This window comes from Pseudomonas sp. P7779 (assembly GCF_013386315.1).
Lineage (GTDB): Bacteria > Pseudomonadota > Gammaproteobacteria > Pseudomonadales > Pseudomonadaceae > Aquipseudomonas.
Genome location: NZ_JACARZ010000192.1, coordinates 1 through 1,800 on the forward strand (window position 1 = coordinate 1; position 1,800 = coordinate 1,800).

The 1,800-nt window shown below is 56.5% G+C and carries 2 protein-coding genes; one reads left to right on the forward strand and one right to left on the reverse strand.

Going from position 1 to position 1,800, the window contains the following annotated elements; translation table 11 throughout:
• Positions 1-407 (reverse strand): LysR family transcriptional regulator (locus HX869_RS31035; RefSeq protein ID WP_178904166.1); only part of this gene is annotated, 407 nt, incomplete at its 3' end.
• A 118-nt stretch (positions 408-525) separates the two neighbouring features.
• Here HX869_RS31035 and HX869_RS31040 point away from each other — a divergent pair.
• Positions 526-1,758: a cation:dicarboxylate symporter family transporter gene (locus HX869_RS31040; protein ID WP_178904167.1), complete on the forward strand. Its 1,233-nt coding sequence runs from the start codon at positions 526-528 to the stop codon at positions 1,756-1,758.
• The last annotated feature ends 42 nt before the right edge of the window (positions 1,759-1,800 follow it).

Sequence of the window (1,800 nt, forward strand, 5' to 3'; positions counted from 1 at the left end):
TCTTCGGTGACTTCCCGGGCGCTGCCTTCGTTGATCGAGAGCTCCACGCCCGGGTATTGCTCGCGGTAGGCGCGGATGATTCGCGGGATCAGCGGGTGGGCGGCGGCGGAACTGGTGAAGGCAATGACCAACGTGCCTTCGATACCCTGGGCAGCGCGAGCCGCCTTGAGGGAACCTTGCTCAACGCGGGCGAGGATCACTCGCGCTTCATCGAGAAACACCAGCCCGCCGGCAGTCAGGTCGACTCCCTTGGGGTGTCGCTTGAACAGGTCGAATCCCAGCTCTTGTTCGAGGGCACGTATCTGTTGGCTGAGGGGCGGCTGCTGCATGTTCAGGCGAGCGGCAGCGCGGGTGAAATGTCGCTCTTCGGCCACCATGATGAAATAACGTAAATGGCGAAGTTCCATGGTGGTATATCCCGTGACAAGACTTTATTATTTGTGGCCTGAATGCGCCTTGGCGACCAATATGCCGAAAGTGGCCTGATCCGACAATAACAATAAATAAAAAGACCATGGAGCATTGATGTCGACCCGATTTTCGAATAACGCCACCTTGCCTATTTTGATTGCCATTGCTCTTGGCATGGTGTTGGGGCTTTTTTATCCGGGCGTGGCAGTCGAGATGAAGCTGCTCAGTGACGCCTTTATAAAAATGGTCGGGTTACTGATGCCATTTCTGTTGTTTGTGCTGGTGTCGACCGGTGTCGCAGGTATCAAGCGCGAGCCCCACCATCGGCATGTAGTGGGGCGGATCGTGGTGTATTTCCAGCTGATGTCCCTTGCTGCATTGGTGTTGGGAATGTCGACGGGGTGGTTGTTCAGCCTGGATCATACGGCAGTGGCCAACCTGGATTTTGATCATCTGACACCGCCTGCCGCGCCCGAAACGCTGCTGCACGAGCTGTCGATGACCTCGATTTCGTCCAGTCTTTACAAGGTTTTCACCCAAAGCCTGGTGCTTCAGGTGATGCTGGTGGCGGTGCTGTGCGGCCTGCTGCTGGGGCGTGGCGGCCAGGTCGCAAACCGCTGCCTCGGTTGGCTGGAAGCGGCGGTCGCCGGGTTGTTCTGGTTGCTGCGGTTTATCCTGAAGTTCGCACCGCTGGCGGCGTTTGGGGCGATGGCATTTGTGGTGGGAAAGTACGGTTTAAGTTCGGTGCTGCCGCTCTTGAAGTTCATTGTTGTTATTTACCTGGTTTGCGCGGTGTTCGTCATTCTAGTGTTCGCCACGATTACCCGCCTGCTCGGCGTTAAATTGACCCGGCTAATTATTTACTTGAAAGAAGAGTTGTTGTTGGTGACGTTCACCGGCTCTTCAGTGGCCGCACTTCCAGGTTGCGTCAGCAAACTTGAGGCGCTGGGCTGTGATCGCCAATTAGTGCGCCTGGTGTTGACCACCGGGTATACGTTCAACTTGGCCGGTACCAATCTTTACCTGACCACTGCCATTATGTTCCTGGCGCACCTCGCCGGGGTGGAGATTGCCGTGCCCGAGTTGCTGGCGGTGCTGGTGATCTGCCTGTTTACCTCGCTGGGGTCTACCAGTGTCGCGGGCTCGGCGCTGTTTACCCTGATTGCTACCTTGAACATCCTGCAACTGGTGCCACTGGAAGGGGTGGGTTTGTTGTTGGGAGTGGAACGGCTGATGAAGTGTCGGTCGTTGACCAATGTGCTGGGCAATTGCGTGGCGTGCCTGGCGATATGCGGGTGGCAGAAGTCGATTGACCATGAGGTGTTGAAGCGGGAACTGAGTCACTGAGCCGAACATGCTTTCCAGACCCAAACGCGGTCAAATGTGGGA